This window comes from Paenirhodobacter sp. CAU 1674 (assembly GCF_029222945.1).
Lineage (GTDB): Bacteria > Pseudomonadota > Alphaproteobacteria > Rhodobacterales > Rhodobacteraceae > Rhodobacter.
On the sequence record NZ_JARHUH010000011.1, the window covers coordinates 87,421 to 114,335 of the forward strand.

Genomic DNA, 26,915 nt, shown 5'->3' on the forward strand with positions numbered 1-26,915 from the left:
AGCGACAAGACCATGACCGACACCGTGCTGAGCGTCGAAAACCTTGAAGTCACCTTCCGCGCCGGTCTGGAAGATGTACGCGCCGTGCGCGGCGTGTCCTTCACCGTGGGGCGGGGCCAAAGCTATGGCATCGTCGGCGAAAGCGGGTCGGGCAAATCCACCGTGCTGCGCGCGATCTGCGGGCTGGCGCCGACCTCGGGCGGGCGCATCGTGCTGGACGGGGCGCCGATCCGCACCCCGCGCGATGCCGCGTTCTACCGCCGGGTGCAGATGGTGTTTCAGGACCCTTACGCCTCGCTGCACCCGCGCCACACGATCGACTCGGTGCTGTCCGAACCACTGGCGATTCAGGGCTTCGACCGGCGCGAGGAACGGATCGAGCAGGCGCTCGAAGATGTGGGTCTGGGCAAGGGCTTTCGCTTCCGTTACCCGCACCAGCTGTCCGGCGGGCAGCGCCAGCGTGTCGCCGTCGCCCGCGCGCTGATCCTGGAGCCAGAGATCATCTTGCTGGACGAACCGACATCGGCGCTCGATGCCTCGATCCAGGCCGAGGTGCTGAACCTGCTGGACCGGCTGCGGGCCGAACGCGGGCTGACCTATATCCTTGTCTCGCACGATCTGGCGGTGGTGTCGCATATGTGCGAGCGGCTGCTGGTGATGCAGCACGGGCAGGCCGTCGAGGAACTGACCCGCGAGGCGCTGCGCGCCCGTCAGGCGCAAACCGATTACACCAAGACATTGTTGAAGGCCTCGGAAGGCTATAGCGCAGAGGTGACCGCATGATCCCCGTTTTTGATGGCCATAACGATTTTCTGCTGCGCCTGTTGCGCGATCCCGCACGGCGCGAGGAAATCTGGCTGACCGGCGAGGGCGAAGGCCACCTCGACCTGCCGCGGATGAAGGCGGGCGGGTTCGTGGGCGGGTTCTTCGCGATCTATATTCCCTCGCCGATGCCGCATGACGCGCCTGATTTCGAAGAGATGATGAACCATCCGCCCTATCACCTGCCGCTGCCCGATCCGGTGCCGCTGGAAGATGCGGTGCCCGTCGCGCTGGCGATGGCGGGGCATCTGATGTGGATGGAGCGGACCGGAACGCTGCAAATTTGCCGCTCGGTCGCGGATATTCGCGCGGCGATGGCGGCGGGCAAGATCGCCGCCGTGATGCATATGGAGGGCGCCGAGGCGATCGGCCCGGATCTGGACGCGCTGCATGTCTGGCACGCGGCCGGGCTGCGCAGCCTGGGCCCGGTCTGGTCGCGCCCGACGGCGTTTGGCCATGGCGTGCCCTTCGCCTTTCCCTCGGGGCCCGATACGGGTGACGGGCTGACCGCGGCGGGCAAGGATCTGGTGCGCGAATGTAACGCCTTGAAAATCATGCTGGATCTGAGCCATCTGAACGAGGCGGGCTTCAACGATGTGGCTGCGCTGTCCGACGCGCCGCTGGTCGCCACCCATTCCAACGCGCATGCCATCACCCCCTCGGCGCGCAACCTGACCGACCGGCAGCTGGGCGTCATCCGCGACAGCGGGGGTATGGTCGGGCTGAACTATGCCACGGTGTTTCTGGCCGAAACCGGCAAGAAAGAGGCCTTCAGCGGCTGGGACCCGGTGCTGCGCCATCTGGACCATCTGATCGGCCAGCTGGGCGAGGATCACGTCGGTCTGGGCTCGGATTTCGACGGGGCGACGGTGCCTGCGGATCTGGGCGATGTGGCGGGTCTGCCGCGGATGCTCGATGCACTGGCCGCGCATGGCTATGGCGCCGAGCTGATCGAGAAACTGGCCCATCGCAACTGGCTGGCCGTGCTGGAGCGGACCTGGGGGCACTGATCCCCCGCACCCCGAAACAGGGCAGGGGCCGCGCCCCTGCCGATCACCCGGCCCGCATCCGCGCGCCGGGTCGTGCCTGTCAGATCGCCATGTCGTCCGGCGATTTCCCGGCTTCGAGTGCCGCCACGAACCACAGCGGCTTGCGTCCGCGCCCGCTCCAGGTTTGTTCGGGGTTTTCCGGGTTGCGGTATTTCGGCGCGATAGCGGCGCGTTTCTTGCCGCCATCGGTGGCGGCCAGATCGGAAATGCTGAAGCCAAGCTTGCGGGCGAATTCCTCGACCTCGGCACGGGCTTCGACCCGGCGGCGGCTTTCATAGCTTGCAATCGCCCGGGCGACTTCTTTTTCCAGCTGCTTCAATTCCGAAATGGTCAGGCTGTTCAGGTCAGAATAAGTCATAATCATCCTGTGGTTTGGCCGATTGACGCGGCGCATCAGGGGATTGACCGGCGATTGCGTTATAAAACAACCGCCCGCCGATCCGCCGCTTTTGCCACAGGGCCGATAAGGCGTCAATCTTTCGGCCAGGACGGCATTATGCAAGGCACGACTGCGATCCCTTTTGATCGCCGTGATTTCAGGGGGCCGATTTGGCCTGCCGTGCTTTTACCGCGGCTGTAATTGCGCCGGTAATATCCTCGCCGGTGCTGGCTGCACAGCTGTCCCAGATCCTTTTATCCGAGGGCAGCGGATGCCGGGTGCAGCCATAGCCCGAGACAATGCACGGATCGCCCGGATGCTGGCAGGAATAGCGTTTGTCATAGGTGCCCAGCGTATCGGGGTGATACATCTGCGCGGTGCCGGGGCTGCCATATCCGGCGGCCCGGCAAACGCAATTCAGCATCGCCTCGGACGGTTTGCTGCCAATCTTTTCCAGAAAGATCATAAGCTTGTCATGCGGCAGTTTCAAAACCTCGCTCACCGTGTCGGGCTTTTTGACGGGTTTGGCAATGGGGCCGTCGCGGCGGATATCGGCACAATCACCGCGTGCCAAGGGGGCGGAATAGCGGGCCAGCGCATCGACCTGCGCCAGCGCCCGTTCTGTGGCGAATTGGGTTTTATGCATCAGTGCATAGGACCGCTCGACCACGCTTTCGTGATCTTTCGCGCGTTCATTTCCGGCCGCAAGGATCTTGTCGTCATAAGACATCTTCAGATTTGGAAACTTTCCGTTTGCCATCAGCATGTCCAGATCGCGATCGGAAATCGTGCCGTACACTTTTCCGATATCGCGCTTCAATTCGTAATAGGCGATCTGCACCTTTTCATCATAGCGCTTGTCGACGGCCTCCAGGCCCTCCTTGATCTTTTCCTGTGCGCGCAACATCTCTTCGGCGCCGCTTTGGGCCTCCTTCATCAGGGCGGCGCGTTTTTGCTGAATTTCGGCTTCGGTCCAATTCCCGCGCGCGGCCTCTTGCACGATATCATTGGCGGCGATGCCATCGCGCACCAGTTGGGTCTGGGCATAATGCTGCTTGGCTTTCTGATAGGCGCCATAAGCGTCAAGCGCCTTGTCGATCACGTTCAGTTTCGAAAACAGATCGGTCAGCACATCGTTCATGTCCGGGATCAACTGATCGAGGGCGATCTCGCCTGCCAGTTCCCAGGGCCGCTCGATCCCGCGGGCGACCTCGGTCCAGTCGGCCTCTTCGATATGGCCGTCCAGATAGACCGCGGCGCGCACCGCCTGAGTGCAGGGATCACTGTCTTCTTCCAGAATCTTGCCCAGACCGGCCACGGTTTCATCGGAATAGGCCGACAGATCGTTGATCCGTGCCGTCATCAGCCCGCTTTCGGTCAGCGATTTCAGTTTTGCATCGGCCAGCGCGCGGGTTTTGTCGATGGCGCGCATATCCAGCGCAGAGGTGTCGCTCTGCACGCCCTGCGTGGGCGCACTGTCGGGGATAGACCACAGATCGGGGCCAGTCTGCGCCAGCGCGGCCGGAGCGAGCGCGAATGCGGCGCCGAGCACCAAGGCATGCCGTGCGAAATGCCGCGGGAAACAGCGGGTCATGGGGCAGCTCCTTCGGTTTCGGTTGCAAGAAATTCCAAAAACAGATCCGGGTCGAATTCGGCGGTATCGCTCAGCCGCAGCCGTTCGGTGCCGGTCATGCCGTCGGGGGTAACCCAGCCGCCGGTGATCCGGCGCAGCGTGACGCTGCCGCCGTCGGTTTTGCCCAGGCCCCCCGGGGTGATCGCCAGCATGAATTCGCGGCTGTTACGCAGCCCGCGCATCAGCCAGTCGCGCCCCAAGGCCAGCGCCACCCAGTCGGGCCCAAGGCGCAGGCGCAGGCTGCCGTCCCAGCCGCTGCGCCACTGTTCGGGGGGCAAGACCCGGCGCCAGTGCTGATAGCTGAAATGCGCAGAATGCAGTTGCACCTCTAGCCCACCGGCTTCGGGGCCTTCGGTCAGCTCGCGCAGGGTCACGGCAACCTTGGCGGCATCTTCGAACCGTGCCGGATCGGTGTGCAGGAAAATCCGCGCACCGATCCCGGGCGCCGGGTCCAGGTTGAAGTTCAGCTCATAAGGCGTTGTATCGACGCGGTAATCTAGGCTAACAACCGGTTCTGTTCCGATCAGTGCAATGCGGTTCCAGTCGGGAACCGGGACACGTCGGGCCAGGCTGAGCCCTTCGGGGCCTTGCCGCGCAAGCGTGGCAAAATCGGCCTTGCCCTCGCTGTGCGGCTCCCACCCGGACCCGGGGCGGGTGTCGAAAACCACGCTTTGCGGCAGCGCGACCTGACCCGCAACAGGCGCGGGGGCGGGGGGGTAATCGCCCGGCCGATAGGTCACCCGCACTCCGCGCAGCACCAGCGCACCGCTTTTATCCTGCGCAGCACGGGCGTGGATGGCCAGCCGCAGGCCGGTGCCGTCCTGCAACTCGGCGAAGGGCAGCACACCCTCCGGCAGGCCCGGGCCCTCGACCCGCACCCCGTCGGGGCGCAGCACCAGCGTCACGCGGTCGGGGATCGCCGTCAGGCCCGTGGCCTCCAGCCCGTCCTTTTCGCGCGACCGCAAGGCGCTGAGCGCGCTGAACGTGCCATCGGGCGCCTGGGTGAAACGCAGCACATAAGACCCGTTGCCGCTCAGGTTGCCGGGCAGGGCATAGCTGCTTTGCAGGGCGATTTCGAAATCGGTGGTCTCGGCCCCGGCCAGCGCCAGCTCGATCCGCGCCTCGGCCGCGCCGGTGAAACGATCAAGCCACAGCACCGCCTCAGGCGTGGCAATGCCGGTCCAGCTGCCGCCATCCTCGGGCGTCCAGTGCACGCGCAACGCGCCATCGCGCAAGGCGATGAAGCGCGCCAACTGACCTTCGCGGCGCGACACCCGGGTCCAGATCCGGCCCAGTGCGTAGCCGTCAAACAGCACCGCCTGCCGCGGGCCTTCGGCGATACTGTCGAGCCGGGGGGCGGGTTCGAAGGGGATCGTGTCGACCGAAAGCCGTTTCAGCACCAGCCCCGCGGCACTGTTCTTGGCGTTCACCTGCAGATAGCTTTGCAACGCCCAAGCCCGCCCGGCAAAGGCGCCGCTCAGCGGCTGCTCCGCGATCTGGCTGCCATCCCCGGCGCGCAATTCGATCACCTGATCGGGCCGCAGCAGCAGATGCAGCGGGCTATCCCCCTTCGGCCAGGGGAAAGCGGCGGTCTGCACCAGACGCGGCGTGCGTTGGGTCAGTTCCAGCGTGCCCTGACCCTCGCCCGTCGCTCGCAGTTGCAACCGCAGATCGGCCGCCTCGTAGGGGTCCTTGTCGGCGGCCTCGGGCGGGGTCAGGGCAAAGGAAATCCCGGTGCTCCGGTCGGCGTCAATCACGGCGGTGATCCGCTGTGCGGTTTCGGCCCCGGGCTGCGGCATCACCAGGGCGGCGCCGGGCGTGGCAAACCCAAGGTTCGCCCACTTCTTGCCCTGCGCGATGGTGTAGGTGATGGCGTCATTGCCCAATGCGGCATCGGTATCGAAGCTGGCCGCGTCGAAGGCAAAGGGCACGAGCCCGGCCAAGGAGTGCCCGTCAAAGATCAGCGCGGCCTGACCCGGCACGACCGCGTGCGCGGTCGTTTGCAACGCGGCATCGGCGGGCAGGACCGTCTGTGTCCCGGTCTGGGCCATCTGCTGCACCGGCGCCGTTCCTGCGTCAAAGGTGAAGCCCATCGCGATGGCCTGCAATGTGTCGCTCAGCGCCTGAGGCGCCTTTTCCGGGCGGATCGAGACAATCAGGAACGGCCTGCGCCCGGCATCCTCTTCCGGCGCGCGATAGATCCAGACCCGGCCACGGGTGTAGGGCATTGCCACCCCATTGATGGCATAAACCTTTGCGACGGTTTCCACCGCATGAATGCTGGTTCCGGCGATATCGGGATAGGCCTCGTCCTCGATCGACTTGACCACCAGTGAATCGCGATAAAGCACCCCCAGATGTTCATCGAGCACCTGCGCCGCGCTCATCCCGCGGGCCGGAAAGGCCGTGCTGGCCAGCAGCATCGCATCGCGACCGGGCGACACGAGCACCGCCTGACGCAGGCCCTCGGCAGCGGTGGTCTGCACGCTCCAGCCCGCAGGCAGGGGCAGGGCGAAGGCGCCGTCCGGGTCGCGATACATCGCGCCTTGCGGGGCGGTCGGTGCCGGTGTCGCCGTGGGGGTCTGCACGGGGGCGAGTTGTGCCGCAACCACGGGCTGCCCGTTCAGCGACAGCTTGGCCAGCAGCGCGGCGAACATCGCTTCGTGCTCGGCCAGCGGGACATTCGTCCCGGTCAGTTGCCACAGGAAGATCTCGCCCTCGGCATCCTTTTGCGTGAAGGCCAGTTCCAGGGTCCGCTCGGCCCCGTTTTCCAGATGGATGAACAGCGCCTCTTGCCCGGCCAGCTGGCGCTTTTCATGGCGCACGATATCGGAGAAGCCCAGCAGCGGCTCGTCCGGGAACCACCAGCGCGCCCAAAGCTGATATTTTCCGTCGGGACTGGCGAAATCATATTCCTGATCGCGGCTGGAATAGGTCAGTGTCCAGCCTGCCGGCACGCTGAACTCGGCGCTGCGCAGATCATAGGCACTGTCTTGCGCATAGGCTGCGGACAGCAAAATCCCCCCTGCCAGCACCGCCCCGAACACCATGGTCATCAGACGTTTCATCATGGCTCCTCCGTCCCGGTCCCCGGTCAGGCCCGGCCTTCAGCGCCGGGCACGACACGGGCACCCTATCGCCAAACCGTGCCTGCCGCGTTGATTCAGGTCACAGCAGCGTCCCGCCGGAGGTGTAAACTCGCACAGGGAAGGAGGCGTGATGCGCAAGGAGGCCCATCTTGTCGCCCTGTGGGGGCTGGTGCTGCGGGCGGTGGTTCTGGCACTGGTGCTGGCCGCGCTGATCGCCGGTCCGCGGGCAGGATGGGGCTGGGCAGCCGGGCTGATCGGGGCGGGGCTGGTGGTTTATGCGGTCGCACGGCGCCCGGGCCGGGGTGATTTCACCTATGCGGCAGCTTCGGCCATCGTCATCCCGGATCTTCTGGGGTTTGCGCTGGCGGGGCTGTTTGCGGCCTTTCCTGTCTGGGCGACGCCCGACTTGGGGTCGGGTGCGCTGCATCCTTCGGCTTGGCTGATGTGGCCGATGGCCCTGCTGAGCACCAGCCTTCTGTTCATCGCCTGGCGGTCAGAGAGTTTCGCGTTGCGCCTGACGCCCGAGGCGCTGGAGATGACCCGGGGCGTCGCGTGCTGGCATGTGCCCTATGCCGAGATCAGCGAAGTGGGGCCATGGCGGCGTGATCTGCCGCGCTGGATGCGTGCCGTGGTGCCGTTTCTACTGGCCTCCGGCCGTTATGGCCCGGCAGGGGCGGTGATGCTGGCGCGCGAACGGCGTGGCATCGCGCTGCGGGTTCGGGGGCATCCCGATCTGATCATCGAAACCGACAGCCTGCATCCCGCAGGCAGCAAATTGCTCAAGGCCCTGTCGCAGCGCGGCATTCCCGGCCTGCCGCTCAGCCCCGCCCGCAGTGGGGCGCGCGCTCCTGCATCGTGAGGACATGTCATGATTCCGTTTTCCACCCCCTATCGTCATGCACTGCTGGCCGCCCTGCTGGCCTGTTCCGCCTTGGTGGCGCCCGCTGCCGCGCAAACCGCGGGCACCTCTGCGCCCGAGGTTTTCGTTGCGCCGCAGGTGCCCGCAGACTGGCAGGCAGCGCGGGTCAACGGCATTGATCTGCGGCTGCCGCCGGGGCTGATGGTGCTGCGCGACGGGCGGGACGAGCATGTCTGGGGCGAGGGCGATGAAAAGACCCGCGAAGGCTTTGGTCTGGGCATCGCCTTTTCCGATGCGCCAGAGCGCGACATGAAACGCGAAGATGCCACATTCGACGGGGCCGCGCTTGTGCTGCCCAGCGGTCAGGTCTTTCGCCGCTATACCGCCGAGGCCCCGCCCGAGGCGGGTGTGAAAGGCCGGATGGAGGCGCTGGTGTCGGATCTGCCGATGCAGGGCGAGGACCGGCTGATCGTCTCGGTCATGGCGATGGGCCGCGATCTGGACGACTACCAAACGATGTTCGCGCAGTTTCTGGGCGGTCTGGTCCTGCCGCCCCCGGGCGAGCAGGTGCAGCGCGATTTTCTGGGGGGCGTGGTGCGGATGCCGGTCGGGCCGGGCTGGTCTGGCGCGCGCGATACGGATGCCGAGGACGTTCGCCTGCATACCGATGCACTCGACGGGCGCATTCAGCTGAGCCGCGGGGCGGTCAATACCGGCCCGATGCGGATCGGCACGCCCGGCAAGGCGGTGCTGTTCATGGGGCAAAAGGCGCAGGTCTTCGCACATGAAGACGGCTCCGAAACCGAAGACGACGGCACGGGCGACATCGGTCAGGCGCGTGTGATTGTGCTGGAAACGTGTCTGCCCGACGGTGCGGCGATTTCGTTGCGTTTTGCGGGCATGCCGGGGCTGTTTCATGCGCCCGATGTCGCGGAGATGGTGGCCAAGGGGGCCATCGTTCTGCCCGAAGGCTCTGCCCCCTGTGCCCCGGGCGTTCTGCCCGAAGGGTCCGATCTTGCTGCGCAAGGCGTGCGCCCGGACATCGCGCCGCCCTTCGGGGTGGCGCCGCCCGGACCGGTGCAGCCGCGGGCCAGCGGTCAGGCCTTGGGCGGGCTGTTCAGTTACCGTCTGCCGATCGGCTGGACCGCCACATCCGAGGCGGGCGATGCGCGCATCCGTTTCGTCAATGCCGATGGCAGCGTCACGATCACCCTGGCGCGCGGCGCGGCGCTGACAGGGCCGGATGGGCCCGGCGCTCTGGTGCCCGAGGGCACCTTCCACCGCGGTGCCATCTCTTTCGGGTGGCCGGTGACGAAATACGACTGGCCGGTTGCCGGGGACAGTGCCGGTCTGAACCGTTTGCTGATCCACGATCATTGCCTGCCCGGAGATGAGCGCATGGGCATGCTGGTCACGGCGCCCAAGGCCTTTCTGGACGAGGGGGCGCTGTCCGAGGTGCTGCGCGAGGTGAAGATGCACATGCCCGATGACATCAAGGCCTGTCCCGACCCGGGCGCAGGTATCGGCAAGACCCCCGCGCAAAAGGCCGTGCCGCAGCCGGACAGCGGTGCGGCAGGCAGCGTCCCGGCCGAGACGGTGACCGCGCGCGCGGTCATGCCAACCGGATCAGGGGCGCCAGAGACGGCGTCCGCGCCGCAAACGGATGAAGACTGGTTCGGGCAGCCGCCCACGGCCACGCGGCCCTCGCCTGCGACCGAGTCTCTGGCCGGGCGCTGGCAGGGGGGAACGGCCTTTGCTCAGACAGGGGGGGCTGGCGGGGCGGCCTCGCAGGCCGCGCCTGAACCGGTGCAGCAGGGGAAGGCGATGCAGGGCGCCACGGGGCAGGGCGCGCAAGCCCCTGTGCCCGTGCCGATGCCGCCGGTCACCCCCGCGCCCGCCGCCGATCCCGACACGTTCACCCCGATGGAGGGCGGCTATGCGCTGTATCGCAATCAGCGCTACGGCACCACGATCCTGTTCCCGGCAAGCTATTTCCGTCCCACGCCCGCGCCCGACAGTGGCGACGGGCGGCTGTTCCAGTCGGTCGACGGCACGGCGGTCTTCTACGTCTTCGCGCAATACAATGCCGAGGGACTGAGCCAGCGCCAACAGATCGCCCGCGAAAAATCCGATCCGGCGCAGCGTCGCGTCACCTATGAACGTGCGGGTCCGGGCTGGTATGTGGTGTCGGGATTTAGTGGAACGAACATCTTCTACCGCCGGGTTCTGGAAGATCGCGACGGGTTGCTTCGGGTGTTCGAAATCACCTATCCGCAGGCACGCAAGGCCGAATTCGATGCGGTGGTGACCTATATGGCGCAAAGCTTCGGGCCGATGTGAGGGGGCAAGGTGCCGGGGGAGCGCGGCGCGCTGACCTCGCGAAATGGCGAAGAACGGCTTTCATGGCCCCGCGCATCTGGTGTAAAGGCCGGGCGTGAGAGCGCGCAGATCGCAGCCACGGGCCCGGCCCGCGAGACGCCGCACCGGGCCAGAGGCATGTCGTCAGTATGAAGCAAACACCACAACTCATTTCGGCTGCGCGCCTCTCGGTCGCGCCCATGATGGACTGGACGGGCTGAACAAAATTATTGTCATTTGTCCGTGCTTTACGCAATTTTGGAAAGGCTGAGTTGTAAACTCGAATCCGCCACCGGCTATTCCCAGCGGCTTTTGCATGGCGAGGGCGTGGCGATCGGCTGCGCGCTGGCCTTTGAGCTCAGCCAGCGGCTGGGCCTGTGCGCACAAGAGGCACCAAGCCGCGTGCGCGCCCATCTGCGCGACATGAAGATGAAGGTGGATCTGTCTGATATTCCCGGGGACTTGCCGGATGCCGACGCGCTGATCGAGCTGATGGGCCAAGACAAGAAAGTGCTCGATGGCAAGCTGCGCTTCATCCTCGCGCGCGGGATCGGCGAGGCTTTTGTGACCTCGGACGTGCCGCGTGACGTGCTGAAAACGGTGCTGGTCGAGGCGCTGGCCACGCGCGGCTAAATCGCGGCGGAAACGGTCGGTAAAACCGGGCCAAGCAATAGAAAAGGGCGTCGGCCAAGGACTGGCCGACGCCCGGTTTCATCAGGATAGGCCGATCAGAAAGCGGCCAGAACCGTTTGCGACACGGCGCTGTGGGCCGGGTTCATGATCGCGTCGGCAACGCTGTTCATCGGAACCTTGGTGCCCATGCCGCCGATCGGGAAGGTCAGGCCGATGCGCACGGTATCCATGTCGCCATCGCCCATGCCGTCCACCGACAGGTCGGTGCGCGCCAGTTCGAGCGAGGCGAACGAGTTCACCTTGATCAGCGCCGAGGTGTCATAGCTGACGCCGATGCCGTAGCTGTCGAGATCCGCATCGAGCCCGCCGAAGTCGATCGAGCTGTTGGCATAGCCCGCGAAGACCGTCCAGTTCGGGGTCATGTCATAGGCCGCCGCGACGCCGAGGAAGTCGAGGTCCATATCGTCGCCCGGGATGCTGACCGTGGTGCGGGTGAAGGCACCGGCCAGAACCAGGTTCTCCATCGGGGCGTATTTGCCCGCGATCCCGAAGTCGTGGATGTCAACGTTGCCCGGCAGGTCGGGGCTGGTGTCGGAGACGCCGACGAAGGCGCTGACATCGCCCTTGGCAAAGGCATAGCCGCCGCTCACGCCGTAAGAGGTCAGCGTGATGTCGAGGGGCAGCATGTCGGTCGTGATCTTGCCTTGCTCGGCATAGACGCCGAACGAGAAGCCGTTGCCGAAGGCATAGGCCACATCGGCACCGATGACCGAGGCGCCGATCGTGTCGGGGGCGCCGTCGATATCGACGCGGGCGGCGTCAAGACGCGCGCCGAAGCTGATACCATTGCCGACATCAACCTTGATGCGACCGTCGAAGGTCAGGCTGTCGACATCAAGATTCATATCGGAGATGTCCGAAAAGCCGTAGCCGAGGGTCGCGCCGCCGGTGATGTCCTGCGCATAGGCTGCCGCAAAGGGGGCCGCCGTGAGCGACAGGGCCGCGAGCAGAGTGAGGGAACGTTTCATGGGATCCTCCAGAAAATGCATTAAGTTCTTATTAAGAATAGTTAACGCAGGGGCGCTGAGTCTGCAATTTGGAGCCAGCGAACTCTCTGAAATCGAAAATATATGTTGCCGCGAGGCTACATGTGACATTTGTACTCAGCACGGTTTTGGTCCTTTTGTCTTGATCCGACATTCCCCAAGTGGCCTGCCGCTTGACTTCAAGATCGCCTGATTTTGCTCGCTGGGCAAGCGTTTTTCGCCCCGAGCGGTGTCTGTCGTCGCGCAAACGGCCGAAGTCGGGTGGATCAAGCCTCGAACCCGCAGCATTCTGGCCCGGCAGAGCCGCTTTTCCGCGCGGCAGACGGACCTGTCCTGCCGCTTTCGTTCAGCTTGGGCATGGATCGTGGTCATGCGCATGACGGAGGCGTTCGAAGACGGCGGATGGCGGCAAGGACGGCCCGCACCATCGGGCCGGTGACGGCGACCTCGGCCAACTGGAAGGTAATGGCGCGGGCGTGGCGGACGACGCGGGCGCCGATCTTGATCAGCTTGAGTTGCAGGCTGGTCAACGACCAGTCCGCCATGGCCTCGGGCAGTTCGATGCAGCGCAGGAAGGTTGCCAGGTTGTAGGCCAGCGCGTGCAGTTGCAGCCGCACCTCGTTGTGCCGGAACTTCCGGCATGACAGCCGCGTCCAGCGAAAGGCATATTTGCCTTCCTTGATGTGCTGCTCTGCGGTGCCGCGCTGGTTGTAGAACCTCACCACCCAGTCTGGCTCCATCGGCAGGTTGGTGACGATGAAGCCGACTTTGGGGAACAGCTCGCCCGGATGCCATTCGATCTTGGCGATGACGCGGCGCGGCTTGTCCCAGGACGCCGCCTGATACTCGAAGTCCTCGAAGAACCGTTTGACCTTGGTCAGCGAAGGCCGTCCCACGGGCCGTGTCAGCCGATGCGCGATCTTCTCGCGCAAGACGGCGTTGGCGGGCAGACGGATGGCGTAGAAGAACCTGGCTTCTTCCAGCCGCATATAGATCGCGGGGATCGCGTAGGCAGCGTCGGCCCGGAAGAAGCGTCCACCAAGGTCGCGGCCAGCATATCGGGCAATGACGGGATCAAGGACATCCCGCCAGCCATCGGCGCTGTGGACATTGCCGTTACGCAGGGCGCAGCGCTCCAGCATGCCAAACTGGTTGAACAAGAAGATGGGGTGATAGCAGGTGCAGTCGAAATGCCCGTTCCAGGCAGCACCTTCCTGATCGCCGTGGGTGGGGCTGACCGAGCTGTCCATGTCCAGCACGATGTATTTCAACCCGTTGCGGTCATGAAACCGGTCGATCCATTGGCCGTTCAGATCGGCCAGCGCCGCCCGGTTCGCGGCCAGAGCCAGCGTCTCGGTCTCGAACCGTCCCATCTGCGATGCCGAAGCAGCTTGCGCCTCGACGGCCCTGCCGCCAACGACCTGACGCATCACGGGATCGAGGGCCAAGCGGTCGGCATCGTTCACATCCTCGTATCCGGCCAGTCGTCCGAACACCGATTGCCGGAACAATCCGTCAAGCCGATGGAGCGTGTTCTTCCCGGTGCGGCTGTCTCGCAGCGCCTCCGACGCCAGATTGGACAGGCCGAGCACGTCATCAAGCTCGCGCATCACCAGCAGGCCACCGTCTGAACTGATCTGCGCACCACGGAACTCCAGACGCACACGGCGGTCGAAATCAACCCGATCTCCCCGCGCCAAGCCCGCACCCTCCAGGTGATCCATGAAACGCGCCCCTCGCAGCCGTCAACGCCATGATTTATATGCGAAATATCACGATTACGACAGCGAAATCAGCGACTTACTTGGAGAATGTGGGGTAAATCCTGTTGGCTGCCCAAAGTGGCGCGGCCAGTGCCGGTTCACTGGAACACGTTCAGGATGCCGCCGACCATGAAGGCGATCACGATGAAGGCCGCCAGCCGCTGCAGGTAGAGCAGAGCGATCAAACCGCGCGCGACACGGGTCGACGATTGCTCGAACCAGTTTTCACTCCCGGGCTGAGCGAATTTGTTGTCGAGTTGCAGCGTCGGAATGGTCCGGTCGATGCTGAAAAACAGCCCCGTTACCCGCGGCCGCGGGCAAGACGCGGGTATTGCAATCCTGTCGGCGCGCGGGCTGTGGAGCAACCGCAGTCCCCAGACCGCCAATTTGGCCACCAGCCACCAGATCACATCGGCATGCAGCACCAACGCGCCGAGCAGCCAGATCACCAGCAAGATCACCACCGCCTGCGCGTTGTCGTAGCCATATTGGTTGATGTGATAGCCGAGCCAGTAAAACACTTTCCGGACCGGGTTCTGGCTGGCGATGGCAGCGGCGTAATGGTCATTTTGTAGAATGGCGATCTTGCGTTCGAGCTCAGGGTAGCCCTCGGCCAGCGCGGCATGTCGCAGCGTGCCGTAAGTGGTGCCGGAATAATTGCTGGGCTGCGCGCGGTCATAGCGCCCGTCCTTCAGCGCAACCCCGAGCGAGGGCAGCAACTCGTCGAAATAGAGCGCGGTCACATCCTGCTCCCCATTGGGGCTGGCCGTCGGAGGCGCTTCTTCATCTTTCGCCTCCTTGTCGTCGGGGTCGGGCAGATCCATCGCGCCATCGTCCTTGGCCGGATCGAACAGCGTGATGCGGCCCAGTTCCGCGCCGTCGATCGAAAGACTGCGCGGGCCATCCGCCGGGCTCAGGCCCTTGCGGGTGAGAACGAGGCTGCCGATCTTCGAATGGCGAAGGTTGAGATCGGCCCCGGGGGCAAAGGCGGCACGGTTGCCGGGCACGATGAGCGAGCCGATGGTTGCGCCATTGGCGTAGAGTTGTTTCTCGATCGGCAGGCCGATCCGGGCGGTGTCGAAATGCGCGTCCGTTAGGGTAAGAACCTTGATACGGTTCGTCAGAAGACACTCGCCTTTCGCGTCGGTGAGCGCGTTCGCTGCGGTCTCCACGGGCGCTGGCTTGGTGCTATCGCCCTCGGGTTCGCTACTTGTCTGGGGTATTTTCGTGCCTTGGAAGAGCAGGGCATTTCCGCGCACCCTATTCAGGTTCAGACGGCCAATATCGTTTTCCCAAGCCAAGACCGAGCCGATGCTGGAATCTTCGAAGCTGATTGTCTTGGCGATCTTGAGGCACGACAGTTCCACGTCGTTTGCGGACAAACTCCAGATGATGGCTTCATCGATTGTCGATCTTCCAAAATACACATGACCGTCGACCGTCACGAATTTTAGCTCCAGATCGGAAATTTCACTGGGGTGACGCGTGTCGGTGTTATCATCGTCAGACACCTGAATCTGATGCCACTTTGAATACCAAGCCGTCAACTTTTTGGCCTTCGAGCCCGACCAGAACATTGTATCGGCATTCACACCCCAGAAGTTTGCTTCGTTTGCAAACGTCGAGCGCGTGATCCGAAAGACTTTTGCTTCCGATTTGCCCGCCCACAGTTCATTTGCAGAAACGTCTCGCACCACGAACTCGTCGGCAATCCTCGCGGAACCGGCATAAATCCCCACCTTTTCATCTTGCACACCGGCCTTTTCGTTGCGCTCGATGCGCAACGGGCGCAGATCGGCAAGCGTGACCTTGCGCGCAACGAGGTAGTTCAGATTGATCTCGCCAGACATCACGGAGTTGGTGATGGTGACATCCTTGTCGACGGTCGCGCCGGAGAGGTCGAGTGAAATGTCGCTGTCACGAATTTCGAGCGAGCGTAGATGGCAATTCGGAAGACGAATAATTAAACCGATGCCTGATTCATGTGCATTGATGAGGTAGACGTCGGTGTTTTCGAGGAGGCTACATATACGGTCCTTTCCGGACGTCGGGCCGTAATCGTATGTCAGATAAGGTGCCAACCCGAGCGTTCCGTCTACACGGATTCTCTTTGGCTGTTTGTCTTGGATAATCGGCGCAATATCTGGCAACTCTATGTGATCGACCGTTCGGTTGTATAATTCTGCCGCACGTTCAGGCGTGTGCTCATGTTTCCACTCTTGATCGAAAGGAAAGAACCTCTTTGCCTTCATATTTTTAAGCGATTCTGGAAATTTAGGAGTAGTCGTTATTGTGACGTTCGTGTATTCTTCTTCGACGGCCCATAGTCGATCCATATCCGCAGGCCAGGCGGCGAGCAGAGGATTCTTGTCGATATCCGCGAGACGCTTGCCAAGGTCCTGTAACATCCGCGCCTTGAAGACCTGCTCGACATAATCCGCCCCACCGATACGCAGTTCGAATTCAGTCGCCTCGCACGGTTCGCGCTCGATTGCGAAAATCAGCGTTTGGAAATAGTAACTCCCGATCGCCGAATATAAATTGTGATCGCCGCTTTTCAGAGAGTGCGAGTCCTCCATCGCGCGCCAGAGCAGGAAGACGTCCGGGCCGTGAACGTAGGCTGCGCCAAAATCATACCCGGTCTCCGGAGCCGTTTGCCCATCCTGTGCCGCGCGCTCGGCCAGAGCGTCGATGATCACCGCCCAATCGCGCGCGAGTTTTTGCAAGATGAGGTCCTGGCGGGCGCATTGATTGCGCCAGCCCTTGCCGCTCCATGTCGGTTGTGCGGCGAGAAACAGACCATCCCCCATTGCGGAGAATTCGTAACTCGGATCTGCGATATACTTTGCCCAACCGACGAAGTCGTTGGCCCAGCCGCCCTTGGCGAGCGAGGCTTCGATTGCCTTTCTCTCGGCATCGCTGAGCGCTTCAATGAATGCGGAATCGGGGGTGCTGACCCACGTGCCTTCGGGCGTTTGGGCCGCGGCGGGAAAATACGCTTGAACCACGAACACCAGCACAAAGATCAGGCGAACCAATAGCTTCATCATAAGGCCTCCGAGGAGCATAAATGCCGGGATAGCGTGCTTAACTATCCGTGATCCCACAAGAGGCCACTGCCCCAGAGCGGGAATTGCCGCGCCACGAAGCCTATCGCGCCCGCGGCCCGGATCGGTTGCTCCTTGAGCGCGAGCGCGAAGCCGCCGATCAGGCGCACCAGCGTCCAGACCACGGCGAAGATGGCGCAGCACCCCGCAAGTGACACGGGGAACAGAAGACTTAGACCCGGTAGGGCATAGATGATCTCGGCCGGCATTAGTCTGGCGGATGTTACGGCCGTGTTGGCCATGTTTATTCCTGCATCGTCAACGGATATTCGGGGTTTGACCGGGCCAGGCCTGCATCAAATTCTCCAGCGCGATTTCGCGCGCGGAGCCCGTGAGTGAGAGGGCGTAGCGCGCGGCGAGAGCCGGCTGGCCTGTGCTCATCCGGTCGATCTTGGCCAGCATCTCGGCCGCGCGCCCGTTGGTGCGTTGATCCAGCGCCGCCAGAAAGCGCATCAGTGCGGCCTGATCCCCCGGGGCCGCGTGCGCCAGGCGCAGGCGCAGCGCCTGTTCTGGGCTGGCAAAGGCATTGTCCAGCACGGTCATCGCCTGCGTAGCAAATTCGAACTGCCCCGCCAGCAGGGCGGCATCCAGCAGACGGCCATCGGGGTCTGCCTGATCGCCCGTCACATCGACATCCAGCAGCTGCGCGAACAGCGCCTCGGCGGCGGCGGGCTGATCGGCGGCGACCAGATGCCACATCGTCTGCACCAGCCGCCGCATTCCCATCTCGGGCGGCAGCTGGCGGATCGCCTGCGGCAGGCTTTCCACCTCGCCCGCGATTGCGCGCTCGATCATCCAGCCGTCTTGCAGCGCAAGCTGCGCCTGCTCCGGAAACTGCGCATCCGGCAGGCCCAGCACGCTATCCAGCCACGCCTGATCGTTAGCCTGCCCAATCGCGCGCCCGGCGTTAAAGGCGAAGCGGGCCGCATGTTCGGCCATCGTGGGATCTTGGGCAAAGGTCTGCAGCGCGTCCTTGTCCCCCAGACCGATCAGCGCGACCAGAATGCGCGCAAGGTCGCGTCCGGCGACGGGCGTTTGCTGCGCGCTGCGCAGCAGATCGGCCTGCGCCTCGGGGGGCAGCCAGTCGGGCAGGCTGTCGATGGCGAAATCGTTCTCGGCCATCGCGCGGGTGCCAAACAGGGCGCGCGCGGCATCGGTCTGGCCCGCACGCCACAACACCACTGCCGCAATCGCCGCCGCGTCCGAACCATCCTTGATCCAGCCCTTGCCCTGCCATTCGGCCAGCTTGGCCGCGGGCCGATCGCCCAACGCCACGGTGAAGGCCTCGATCCCGCCCAGCTGCGTCACCAGATGATCGGCGGCGGCGCCCTGCGACCGGGCCAGCCGCGCGGCCATCGCCATCGTCACCGGGGTCTGCACCAGATTGCGCCCCGAACGATATTCCGCGACCAGTTCCATGAACGCCGGCCAGTCGCTGATGCGCGATCCGGGCGCGGGATCGATCTGCTCCAGCCAGGCCTGCACGGCGTCCTCGTGCCCCGCGGTCAGCAGGCGATACATCAGATCAAAGATATCGCGGTCGGGCAGCGACCGGGTCTGCCCGGCAAAGGCCTTGGCGCCCGCCGCCCCCTGATCCAGCAGCGCCAGATAAGTGCGATAATCCTGCGGCAGCTCCTCCAGCGTCTGCTGCACGCTTTCACCGCGCCGCGCGGCGGTCGCTTCGGCCAGCGCCGCCATCAGACCGCGCGCGGTGGGCCCGATCGCGCAGTGGTCCACCGCCGCGGCCAGTTCGGCCCGCGCGATCAACTGATTCAGCTGTGCCAGATCGACCGCGCCGATCTGCGCCCCCGAGGCGATCTGCCGCGCGGCCTCGGTGCCGGGCAGATCGGCCCGGATCGCGGCAATCGCGTCGCGCGCGGCGATCAGGTCTTCGCAGGCGGCCGCCTGGCTGTCGGAGCGCGCCGCTGCCGTGATCCGCGTCAGCGCCTCGCTGAGCAGTTCATTGGTAACCGCGTCGTCATCCTTGCAGGCGCTCAGCAGCGCCAGACCGTCAAGCGAGATCATCATCTTGTGTTTCATTCATAGCCCCCGATTGTTATGCGCCCACCAGACCACGCGGTGCAGAGGCGTGGATCGCGCGGGCTTGCTGTGGCTTGCGCGGGACGTGGGCCGCAGGGCAGGGGGGCGCACCCCGGCACACCGGGTGATACGTGTCGCATTCCGCCCAAACGTTTCGACTGTGCGAATCACCGTCATCGCCCCGACCCCAAGATTACCCCTGACCCAAAAGGGTTAGCGGGCGTTCACGCCGCTGTGACCGGACCAGAGTCCGGCAAAATTCCCACAGCGTGCGAAAGCAGGGGGCGGAACTGCGGTGTTTGCTTGAGCGGATCGCAATATCTGCATTTACTGTCCCCCGTCCGGGGCGATGCGACTGACGGGCGGAGATGTCACGCAGGTATCGCTCGCGACAATCGACATTGCGGAAGTGCGGGAATTGCGTCGTGAACAAAGAGAATGCCACTTTTTGGGACAAGCTGCTGCCGATCACGCTGATGGAGGCCGCCCGCGATCCGCTGAAATGGGGCGATGCGCTGGAGCTGATCATGCGGATGAGTGGCGCCAAGGCCGCCATGATCACCCTGCGCGACCGCTCCAGCTGTCAGATCGTGAACGATGTCGAGCTGGAGCGGAAATACCATTCGCCGCTGATCCGCGGTTTCTCGACCGAGGCGATCGTCTATTATCTGACCGAGCTGCGCACCATCGACCCCTGGGCCGAGTTTCAGAAAACCTGTCACCCGCACCATCCGACCCAGATGTCCAAGGTCTGCCCGCAGGATCGGATCGCCGACCGTCGCTTCCTCGACTGGCTGCGCACGGTCGGGTTTCAGGACTCGGTCGTCTTCGAGCTGGACCGGGTGGCGGGCTATTGGACGGCGCTGAACCTGTTCGTCGAGCGCCCCGACACGCCCGAGGCGCACCGGGTGCTGGATTTCGCGCATGAGAATTTCGACCTGATCCGCAGTGCCTGGGTCACCTCGCAGACGCTTTCGCGCAGCCGCCAGTCCAATGCCGGGTTGCTGGACCGGGCGGCGGGGATGGGGGCGCCGATCTGCATCGTCGGCGCCAATGGCGAATTGCTGGAAAACAACGCACTTTTCGGCGAGGTTCTGGCAAGCGGCATCATCCGGCTGTCGGGACGCGATCGGCGGCTTAGCTTTTCACGCACGGTTCGGGTCAGCGGGCTGATCCGCTGGGATCAGAGCGCCTTTCTGCGCCATGAGGGCGACGAGGACGAGATGGTCGTGCTGGCCAGTCGCCTAGACCCCGATCCGATCTTTGCGGGCAAACGCGAAAGCCACTGGATTCTGACCTGCGGGGCCAAGGGCGGTGCTTCGGCGGCTACGGGGTCGCATCTGGACGTGCTGACCCGGCAAGAGCGCGATCTTTACCTTGGCATCACCCAAGGCAAGTCCGTCGCGCAGGCTGGCGAGGCGATCGGGCTGAAACGCTCGCGCAGCTTCGACGTCTGGGGCGCGGTCAAGGACAAGCTGGGCCTGAAAAGCGCCCATCAGCTGCGCTAGGCCGCCGCTGCAAAAGCTCTGTCGCCCGCCGATTTCGGCGCGGGCAAAAGCCACCGCAAGGCCGCGCAAGGCCTGCGGCGCGGCCCCTTGTCATGTTTCCCCTGTCGGCAGCCCAGAAGGACGCCGGCGTCGATCGGCAAAAGGGGTAAGACAATGCGACACTTTCCGGCCAAGTTCTTCAAAGGCGCTCAGGGGGCCCTGCGCCCCTTCGAGGCGATCATCAACGGCTTTGCCAGCAAGGCCGAGCCGCGCATCACGGCCCCGCCCGGGGCGATCTGCTATTCGCTCAAGCCCGGCTTCATCCGGACCTTTGCGACCTCTGGCTATCCGTTCATGACCTATTACGAGTTCAACGATCTGGCGGGCTGGTGCCGCGATACCTATTTCGCCCCCGATCACGTCGCGGGCTATGCCGAGGAGATCGGCAAGGCCTATACGGTCTGGACCCATGAAGAGCTCAGCGCCTATCGGCGGCACGTCATTCTTGGGGATCTGCGGGGGAACCTGACGATTGCCTTCGAGGTGCCCTTCCTGACCGCGGCCGCGTGGTTCCCGCTGCGGATCACCCTGTTCGACGTCAAGGGCGTCTATTTTCAGACCGATCAGAAACTGGTGGTGGAGCGGATCGACGCGCAGGGGGCGGTGCTGAGCTCGTGGAAGAAGATCCCGGCCCTGCGCGACAGCCTGCCGCGTCTGCGCGACCGCACGGCGCGCTGAGCGGGGCGGTGAGACGGGGCGATAAGACCGACGCGCGCCGGGGCTCTGGCGCGCGTCGGTTTTCGGCCGGTGCGGCCCCGGGCTATCTCAGAAGATATTCGAGCTGCGCGACGCGCAGCGGCGCGTCGGGATGGGCGTCGAGCCAGGCCAGGATGGTGCCGGCATCGACCTCGGTCATCCGGGGCGGGGCTTCGCCCAAGGCCGTATCCTCTTCCTCGGCACCGGCAAAGCCCTGCTTCGCGGCCCGCGCCAGCTCACCGCAGGAAAACAGCGCGATCAGCTCGGCATCCCCCTCGACCGCCAGCAGGCGGTAGAAATCGCTCGGCGGACGAAACTCGATCGCGTCCTGACCATAGCCCGGCACGATCAGCTCGGACGTGCCCGCGCGCGTCTGGGTCAGTTCGGTATCGGGATGCGCCGCGCTGGGCCACAGCGTATCGATCGGCCCGCGTGTGCCCTGCGGCACCTGAATCAGCGCCACATGCGCCCCCTTGCGCCCCGTTACGCGCAGCCGAACCCGCTCGCTCACATGGTAGATGTCATAGGGGCTGCGGCGGTCGGTGACATAGCTCAGCCCGCGGTCGCGGCGGTCGCGCAGGATTTCGATGCTCAGCCCCTGCGACGCCAGCGCACCATAAAGCCGCTGCAACAGACGGATGCGCCGCGAGGAATCGTAAACCCCGATGCCATGGGCGCGCAATTCGGCCTCGAAGGCCTGCGGATCGCGCAGATCGAACAGCGACCCGTCCAGCCCGAAGTGATTGAGCTGATAGCCCTTGATGATCGCCGTGGCCTCAAGCGGGCTGAGCGGCACGGTGCCACTGCGCCGATTGGTGATGCCTGCTTGCGAGCTCAGCTCCAGCAGCGTGGCAAGGTGCAGGTTGCACAGAAATTTTTTTTCGATTGATCCGCCCAGCGCCGTCCACAGCATCGCGATCTGCCAGTCGAAATCGGCCATCGGGCGCGCAGGTTCGGCGGTGGGTTCGGTCAGTGGCAATGGCGTAGGTGCGGCGGTGGTGCGGATGTTGCTCATCAAAGCCTCCTTGACGTGGTTTCGCGCAGTGTCGCCGCGCGGCCGATCTTTGCGGTTGCGCGGGCTTGCGCGCCCTTGCGCGGGGGGCAGGGCGATCACCCGCAATAGCATTGAAACGCCGCCCAGTGCCGAGGCGCGGCAAAGCGCGGATCGGCGCGCAATTCGTCTTGCGCCGCGGACAGCGCCTGTGCGGGGGCCGCCCCCGCGGCCAGATGGCGATGCGTGGCCACCGCCAACGCCTGAGTTGCCGCATCGTCGACGGGCCAGAGCGCCGCGATCACATGGCGCGCCCCCAGCGCCACGAGCTGCGCGGCGAAACTGTCCTGCCCCTGGGCGCCTGCGCTGTCGCATCCGGCCAGAAACACCAGATCGGTCCCGCGCAGATCAACCGAGCGGTTGAACAGCTGGCTCAGCGCGACCGCCTCGCCATCCGCGCCGATCAACGCCGAGCGCGCGGGATCGTGCTCATCCATCCGGAAATGCGCACTGATATGCAGAATCCGCGGCGGACGGATCAGCACCGCGGCCAGGCTGGGGCGGTTGAATTCGGTCAGGGCGGTGCCGGTCTGGCCATGCAGCGCCAAAATCGCCTGCGCCTCGGCCTGCGGCGCGCTCAGCGCGTCATGGCCTGTGCCCAGCGCAAAGGCCACATGCAGTGGCGGCCCCGGGCGGACCGGATCGCTCAGGCGCGGGGCGCGGCCGGTGCGGATGGTCAGCCGATGCGTTTCCCCCAGCGGCGCCGCGCGATGCAGCAGCGCCGCGAAGGGCAGGGCGGCAACCGCGCCATGGGCTGCGATCTCCAGCGCTGACACCCCCGCCAGCAGATCCGCGATCGGATCAAGCAATGCCTGACCCAGCGCGGCGCGGTCCTCGGTCGCAGCGGCACCACGCCGCAAGTCGCCTTGCAGTGCTTGCACCCGGGCGGCGATCTCCGGCAACGACATCTGGACCGGCGCCACCCGCTCGCCCCATGGCCCCTGCGCAAGGCAGATCAGCGCGCCATCGCGCACAAGATAGGCAAGGCGCAGCGCATCGGGCGGTATCGCGGCAGGCGCCTCGGGCTCGGAGGGCGCCAGGGTCTGGGCGCGCAGGAAATCGGCAAGGGCCGTCTGTGGCAGGCGCCCTGCGCGCGCCTCGGACTGAACCTCGCGGGCCCGATCGACGATCTCTCCCAGCGCCTTGCTGGGCGCCCAATCGGCATAGGCGCCGCGCGGCACCGGGGCCCCGCACAGCAATGCGTGATGCAGCGATGCGATGTCGTTTGCCGCCTGCAGATAGCCCGCGCTGGTCAGCACGCCCGCAAGGGTCTCAAGGATCGTCAGGTTCTGCGCGCGCCGGGCCATCCCGAGGCCATCGGCGCGGGGCAGGGTCTCGATGGCGCTGTCAAGGTCGCGCAGGAAGACCGTGGCAAGGACCGTCGCGGCACCGATTTCGCCTTGCACGAAGAGTGCTGCGCTCAGCGTAGCCGAAAGCGCCCAATCCTCGGTCACGCTTTCGGGGCAGCCCATAAGCCACAACCCTCGCGCGACCAGCGCGGGATCGGGCCGCGTGGACCCGGGCGCGCCTTGCGCCATGTGCACCTGCAGCCGCACCATCGTATCGCTCGACAGCACGCCGCGCGGGGCGTCATCGGGCGGCAGCGGCGGCAGCATTGCGCGGGCACGCTCGGGCGCGCCCATCTGCAGATAGGCAAGCGCCGCAAACCGCACCAGGACTGGCAAACCCTCGGGCTGGACCGAGGCCATGATCTGCGTGGCCTCTGCCAGACGGACGGCAAAGCCGTCGATGTCCGAGGCATAGGCGGGAGGAAACATCCGCGCCAGCGCCAGATTGAACATCACCCCGGGCTGGTCAGTGTTTGCCTGTGCCAGCGTCTCGGCCTGCTCAAGAAGCCGCGCCCCCCGACGCGGCTCGCCCAGCTCATAGGCTGCCTGCACGGCATTGGTCAAAGCGGGAAAGCGGCCTGCTTGACGCACCTCTTGGCGCAAGTAGTCCTCGCCCGCGGCGGTATAGAGCTCCAGCGCGGCCTGCCGCGCACCCGTGCCCTCGAATATCATCGCTTGCAAGGTCAGCCAGCGCACCCGCTCGTCCGGGGTGGTGGCGGCCAGCTCGACGGGGGTTGGATCTGCGGGGGCCAAATCGGCGGGGGGGAGCGCGTCGGTGGGCGGGGGGACGGGCTCGGGCGGGCGGGCGTTTTCCAGCAGTTCTCGTGCCAGTCCAAACATCCGTGCGTTGACCGCCAGAGAACACAGATACCGGCGCAACTCGCGCAGGGGCGCGCCGATCTGCGCCGGATCGTCGATCGCGCCCCGCGTGCAGTCGCGCAGTCGCGCATGCCACGCGTGCACGTCCACCTCGGTCACGGCGGTATCGCGCCGGTCGGCCATCTCTTGGCGCAGACGGATGAACAGCTCCGGGTCACTTAGGCAATCGTCAAGGGGCATCGTCAGAAAGGCTCCGCAAGGCCGCACAAATTTGGGGGGCCGCCACTCGGTAAATTTGGGCGAAAGGAGAGTGAAATGACCCAATCGCCGTGGATTCGTCCCCCGATCATGCCCGAGCGCTGCCGTGAAATCAAAAGCACTGATGCCTTCGCCCCCTTGGCCGACCAGATCAGTGACCTGACCCGCTATGTCGCGCATCGTGTGCAGCGGTTGCGCGCGACACCCCTGCCGATGCCGCCCGGCCAGACCCTGATCGAGGCCCAGATCGACACGCCTCAGGGGCTGGGGCTGGCCAGCTTTCTGTGGAATGGTGCGGTGCTGGATCATCTGGATCGCCGGATCGAGGTGCTCAGCGCGCCGATGGGGCTGTTTCTCGAGGATGGCGGCCTGGTCGCTGCAGCCCATTGGCTGGACTATGCGCGCCTCTTTTGCGCTGCGCTGCGGGCCGAGCAGGGCGGCTTTCTGCTGTGCCGCAGTGCCGCGGATCTGGCCTTCGGCTATGCGCTGGATGATCTGGCACCCGAGGTGCAGGCCCTGATCGCGGCACAGGACTACGGCTTCGACGATCCGGCGGCGCCGATGGCGCGCCACCACAGTGCGGTGATGGCCTATGACACCGGCCTCTTTCGCGTGACACTGGCGCTGCATGATGATGGCAAGTTGCAGATGCTCGACGACGCGCTGATCTGCGATCTGCCGCAGCCCCTCCATGTGAAGGGCGCGCTGGGCCTCTTGTATCGGCGCACGGGGTTCGCCGATGTCTAGGGCGCGCAAAGACCCGGACCCCGCCGTCCCCGTGCCGCAGGGGCTGGATCTGGGCCGCGCGCTGCCGCTTGATGACGCGCTGCCAATCGGCTTTGGCGCGGATCAGGGGCAGGGCCCCGCGCGCCCGGTCCTGCTGGGCCCCGAGGATCACGCGCTGATCATTGCCCCCACGGGCGCGGGGAAGGGAACCAGCGCGATAATGCCCTTGCTGTTGGAGCACACCGGCCCGGCGTTGGTTTTCGACCCCAAGGGCGAGGCCGCGCATGTCACCGCCGACTGGCGGCGCAAGCAGGGGCAAAAGGTGTTCGTGATCGACCCGATGGCGGTCACGGGCCTGCCGCGCGCGCGGCTCAACCCGCTCGATCTGGTCGATCTGCGGCGCGCCGACGCCTATGACGAGGCCCGCGCGCTGGCCGATTGCCTGCTTCTGGAGCGCGGCGATCCGCGCAATGCCTTCTGGATCAATCAGGCGCGGCAGGTTCTGACCGCGGCGATCTTGCAGACTGTGGCCGACGCGTCTGGCCCGGGGCGGGCGCGCATCGGCGATCTGGTCGATCTGTGCAGCCGCTTGCGTCCGGGGGCGGCGGTCTGGCTGTCGCGCTCGCGTGTGCCCGAGGTGGTGCAGCTGGCCTCGCTTCTCGATCTCGGCGCGCCCGAGACGATCGGCGGGGTGCTGCATTACGTCGAAGAGGCGATGGAACTGCTGCGCAGCGCCCCGGTGCAGGACTGTCTGGGCGCCTCGAGCGTGCCGCTGTCGCATCTGATCGAAGGGCGCCCGGTCACGATCTATTTCGTGCTGCCGCCCCACATGCTGCGCAGCCATGCACGGCTGGTGCGGCTGTGGTTTGGCGCGATCATTCAGGCGCTGGCGCGGCGCGCGCGGGCGCCCGCGCGACCCACGTTGGTCCTGATCGACGAGGCGGCGCAGTTGGGGCCACTGGAGCCTTTCGTGACGCTGATGACCCTGATGCGCGGCTATGGCGTGCAATGCGTCAGTTGCTGGCAAGACCCCGCGCAGCTGATCGCGACCTATCCGGGCCTGTGGCCCAGCCTGCGCAACAACGCCCGGCTGATCACCGCCTTCGGCCAGACAGGGCCGGCGGCGCTGCGCGATCTGGAGCAGTTCTTTGGTCTGCCCGAGGGGGCGCTGGCGCGCCTTCAGGGGCAGCGGCTGTGTCAGGTCGCGGGCCATCTGATGCGCGCCGAGACGCCCGACTATCGCTTCGATCCGGTGCTGAGCGCCCGCGCGCGCCCGAACCCGTTCTACCTGCCCGCCAAGGGCCGGATCGAGCGCGCGGCGGCAAAACGCACCCGCCCGCTGAGGCCCGCGCCCGAAGATCGGCCCGGTGGTCCGCCCGATGGTTCGCAGCTTGGCGATCGCGCCCCCGGTCTGGACCCGGCACGCGCGCAGGCGCTGGATCAGGCGCTGAAACGGATCCTGACCAAGCCCGACGGCCCCGCCCAGCCCCAGATCGACCCGCGCACGAATTTCGACGACGAGATCCCGTTTTAGGACGTTCGCGCAAGCCCGCGCAAGCCCCACGCACCCGCCCGTTTGGTCTGATCAAGCATATTTAGCCGTCATTTCGACGGACTCACGTCCGGTCACAGACGCAGGGCAAGCCGTTAACCTACGGCGCGTCATTGCCAAAATGCACCCGTGCCGAGCG

At 65.2% G+C, this 26,915-nt stretch carries 18 protein-coding genes and 1 pseudogene; 9 read left to right on the plus strand and 10 right to left on the minus strand.

Annotation, left to right across the window (positions count from 1 at the left end; all coding sequences use genetic code 11):
* Positions 1–12 precede the first annotated feature (12 nt).
* On the plus strand, positions 13–783 hold the full coding sequence (locus P2G62_RS15425; protein ID WP_275735850.1) for an ABC transporter ATP-binding protein: 771 nt from the start codon (positions 13–15) through the stop codon (positions 781–783).
* On the plus strand, positions 780–1,832 hold the full coding sequence (locus P2G62_RS15430) for a dipeptidase (RefSeq protein ID WP_275735813.1): 1,053 nt from the start codon (positions 780–782) through the stop codon (positions 1,830–1,832). Before P2G62_RS15425 ends, P2G62_RS15430 begins: the two co-directional genes overlap by 4 nt.
* A gap of 79 nt (positions 1,833–1,911) precedes the next feature.
* Here the strand turns inward: P2G62_RS15430 and P2G62_RS15435 are convergent, their stop codons facing one another.
* The 3 genes from P2G62_RS15435 to P2G62_RS15445 form a co-directional block, all read right to left on the minus strand.
* Positions 1,912–2,229: an H-NS histone family protein gene (locus P2G62_RS15435; protein WP_275735814.1), complete on the minus strand. Its 318-nt coding sequence runs from the start codon at positions 2,227–2,229 to the stop codon at positions 1,912–1,914.
* Between the two features lie 178 nt (positions 2,230–2,407).
* Positions 2,408–3,844, minus strand: coding sequence for a hypothetical protein (locus tag P2G62_RS15440; protein WP_275735815.1), 1,437 nt, complete (start codon positions 3,842–3,844; stop codon positions 2,408–2,410).
* Positions 3,841–6,951: a hypothetical protein gene (locus P2G62_RS15445; protein ID WP_275735816.1), complete on the minus strand. Its 3,111-nt coding sequence runs from the start codon at positions 6,949–6,951 to the stop codon at positions 3,841–3,843. Before P2G62_RS15445 ends, P2G62_RS15440 begins: the two co-directional genes overlap by 4 nt.
* Before the next feature lie 151 nt (positions 6,952–7,102).
* Here P2G62_RS15445 and P2G62_RS15450 point away from each other — a divergent pair, with 151 nt between their 5' ends.
* The 3 genes and pseudogenes from P2G62_RS15450 to P2G62_RS15460 all read left to right on the plus strand — a co-directional run.
* Positions 7,103–7,831 (plus strand): hypothetical protein, encoded by a 729-nt coding sequence (locus tag P2G62_RS15450; protein WP_275735817.1) that lies wholly within the window; start codon positions 7,103–7,105, stop codon positions 7,829–7,831.
* 9 nt (positions 7,832–7,840) lie between these two features.
* Positions 7,841–10,171, plus strand: a complete 2,331-nt coding sequence (locus P2G62_RS15455; RefSeq protein WP_275735818.1) for a hypothetical protein — start codon at positions 7,841–7,843, stop codon at positions 10,169–10,171.
* 297 nt (positions 10,172–10,468) lie between these two features.
* Positions 10,469–10,822 (plus strand): annotated as a pseudogene (locus tag P2G62_RS15460) (3-dehydroquinate synthase); the annotation flags it as partial.
* Between the two features lie 95 nt (positions 10,823–10,917).
* On the opposite strand, the gene P2G62_RS15465 reads toward P2G62_RS15460, so the two are convergent.
* The 5 genes from P2G62_RS15465 to P2G62_RS15485 all read right to left on the minus strand — a co-directional run bounded on the left by P2G62_RS15465 (position 10,918) and on the right by P2G62_RS15485 (position 18,778).
* Entirely contained in the window at positions 10,918–11,850 is a 933-nt protein-coding gene (locus P2G62_RS15465; RefSeq protein ID WP_275735819.1) for a porin, read from the minus strand.
* Between the two features lie 386 nt (positions 11,851–12,236).
* A complete protein-coding gene (locus P2G62_RS15470; protein WP_012112698.1) occupies positions 12,237–13,592 on the minus strand; it encodes an IS1380-like element ISPme1 family transposase in 1,356 nt (451 codons plus the stop codon).
* Positions 13,593–13,729: 137 nt separating this feature from the next.
* Positions 13,730–16,681, minus strand: a complete 2,952-nt coding sequence (locus P2G62_RS15475) for a hypothetical protein (RefSeq protein ID WP_275735821.1) — start codon at positions 16,679–16,681, stop codon at positions 13,730–13,732.
* Positions 16,682–16,722: 41 nt separating this feature from the next.
* Positions 16,723–16,980, minus strand: coding sequence for a hypothetical protein (locus P2G62_RS15480; RefSeq protein WP_275735822.1), 258 nt, complete (start codon positions 16,978–16,980; stop codon positions 16,723–16,725).
* Positions 16,981–16,996: 16 nt separating this feature from the next.
* On the minus strand, positions 16,997–18,778 hold the full coding sequence (locus P2G62_RS15485; RefSeq protein ID WP_275735823.1) for a hypothetical protein: 1,782 nt from the start codon (positions 18,776–18,778) through the stop codon (positions 16,997–16,999).
* Positions 18,779–19,203: 425 nt separating this feature from the next.
* On the opposite strand from P2G62_RS15485, the gene P2G62_RS15490 reads away from it, so the two are divergent.
* The gene (locus P2G62_RS15490) at positions 19,204–20,286 is read left to right on the plus strand and encodes a hypothetical protein (RefSeq protein ID WP_275735824.1); all 1,083 of its coding nucleotides are present in this window, start codon (positions 19,204–19,206) and stop codon (positions 20,284–20,286) included.
* 153 nt (positions 20,287–20,439) lie between these two features.
* Positions 20,440–21,003, plus strand: coding sequence for a hypothetical protein (locus P2G62_RS15495; RefSeq protein ID WP_275735825.1), 564 nt, complete (start codon positions 20,440–20,442; stop codon positions 21,001–21,003).
* A gap of 82 nt (positions 21,004–21,085) precedes the next feature.
* Here P2G62_RS15495 and P2G62_RS15500 read toward each other — a convergent pair whose 3' ends face one another.
* Positions 21,086–22,036, minus strand: coding sequence for a hypothetical protein (locus tag P2G62_RS15500; RefSeq protein ID WP_275735826.1), 951 nt, complete (start codon positions 22,034–22,036; stop codon positions 21,086–21,088).
* A 95-nt stretch (positions 22,037–22,131) separates the two neighbouring features.
* Entirely contained in the window at positions 22,132–24,480 is a 2,349-nt protein-coding gene (locus P2G62_RS15505; RefSeq protein WP_275735827.1) for a CHAT domain-containing protein, read from the minus strand.
* Positions 24,481–24,555: 75 nt separating this feature from the next.
* Between P2G62_RS15505 and P2G62_RS15510 the strand changes: the two genes are divergently transcribed.
* Together P2G62_RS15510 and P2G62_RS15515 are read left to right on the plus strand one after the other, a co-directional pair.
* Positions 24,556–25,245 (plus strand): hypothetical protein, encoded by a 690-nt coding sequence (locus P2G62_RS15510; RefSeq protein ID WP_275735828.1) that lies wholly within the window; start codon positions 24,556–24,558, stop codon positions 25,243–25,245.
* On the plus strand, positions 25,238–26,758 hold the full coding sequence (locus tag P2G62_RS15515; RefSeq protein ID WP_275735829.1) for a type IV secretory system conjugative DNA transfer family protein: 1,521 nt from the start codon (positions 25,238–25,240) through the stop codon (positions 26,756–26,758). Before P2G62_RS15510 ends, P2G62_RS15515 begins: the two co-directional genes overlap by 8 nt.
* Positions 26,759–26,915: the final 157 nt, after the last annotated feature.

Coding starts and splice junctions, on each gene's coding strand:
- P2G62_RS15425 (WP_275735850.1), top strand. CDS start 13: ATGACCGACACCGTGCTGAGCGTCGAAAACCTTGAAGTCACCTTCCGC.
- P2G62_RS15430 (WP_275735813.1), top strand. CDS start 780: ATGATCCCCGTTTTTGATGGCCATAACGATTTTCTGCTGCGCCTGTTG.
- P2G62_RS15435 (WP_275735814.1), bottom strand. CDS start 2,229: ATGACTTATTCTGACCTGAACAGCCTGACCATTTCGGAATTGAAGCAG.
- P2G62_RS15440 (WP_275735815.1), bottom strand. CDS start 3,844: ATGACCCGCTGTTTCCCGCGGCATTTCGCACGGCATGCCTTGGTGCTC.
- P2G62_RS15445 (WP_275735816.1), bottom strand. CDS start 6,951: ATGAAACGTCTGATGACCATGGTGTTCGGGGCGGTGCTGGCAGGGGGG.
- P2G62_RS15450 (WP_275735817.1), top strand. CDS start 7,103: ATGCGCAAGGAGGCCCATCTTGTCGCCCTGTGGGGGCTGGTGCTGCGG.
- P2G62_RS15455 (WP_275735818.1), top strand. CDS start 7,841: ATGATTCCGTTTTCCACCCCCTATCGTCATGCACTGCTGGCCGCCCTG.
- P2G62_RS15465 (WP_275735819.1), bottom strand. CDS start 11,850: ATGAAACGTTCCCTCACTCTGCTCGCGGCCCTGTCGCTCACGGCGGCC.
- P2G62_RS15470 (WP_012112698.1), bottom strand. CDS start 13,592: ATGGATCACCTGGAGGGTGCGGGCTTGGCGCGGGGAGATCGGGTTGAT.
- P2G62_RS15475 (WP_275735821.1), bottom strand. CDS start 16,681: ATGATGAAGCTATTGGTTCGCCTGATCTTTGTGCTGGTGTTCGTGGTT.
- P2G62_RS15480 (WP_275735822.1), bottom strand. CDS start 16,980: ATGGCCAACACGGCCGTAACATCCGCCAGACTAATGCCGGCCGAGATC.
- P2G62_RS15485 (WP_275735823.1), bottom strand. CDS start 18,778: ATGAAACACAAGATGATGATCTCGCTTGACGGTCTGGCGCTGCTGAGC.
- P2G62_RS15495 (WP_275735825.1), top strand. CDS start 20,440: ATGCGACACTTTCCGGCCAAGTTCTTCAAAGGCGCTCAGGGGGCCCTG.
- P2G62_RS15500 (WP_275735826.1), bottom strand. CDS start 22,036: ATGAGCAACATCCGCACCACCGCCGCACCTACGCCATTGCCACTGACC.
- P2G62_RS15505 (WP_275735827.1), bottom strand. CDS start 24,480: ATGCCCCTTGACGATTGCCTAAGTGACCCGGAGCTGTTCATCCGTCTG.
- P2G62_RS15510 (WP_275735828.1), top strand. CDS start 24,556: ATGACCCAATCGCCGTGGATTCGTCCCCCGATCATGCCCGAGCGCTGC.
- P2G62_RS15515 (WP_275735829.1), top strand. CDS start 25,238: ATGTCTAGGGCGCGCAAAGACCCGGACCCCGCCGTCCCCGTGCCGCAG.